Genomic DNA, 265 nt, shown 5'->3' with positions numbered 1-265 from the left:
CGGCAGGCTGACAGCCGTCCCCGCCCTCCACGGCTTCGGTACTGGGGCTTTCTTCCACGCCGCTTGCGGGCACATCTGTCGCTGCCGGCCTGGCGGGCGCGGCGGTGGGGGGATTCTCGGGCTTGGCGGCCAGGCGCCGACGGGCCTTCACCCACGCACCGACCATGTCCTCGACCAAACCGCGCGTACCCCGTTATGTTTTCCGCGGTCCTGCAAGAGGGCCGCTGGCCTCCGGGCCCGGCATGACTGTTGCCCCCTGTCGAAC

The sequence above is a fragment of the Streptomyces gelaticus genome, assembly GCF_014649535.1.
Taxonomy (GTDB): Bacteria; Actinomycetota; Actinomycetes; order Streptomycetales; family Streptomycetaceae; genus Streptomyces; species Streptomyces gelaticus.
This window is presented reverse-complemented; position numbering follows the sequence as displayed.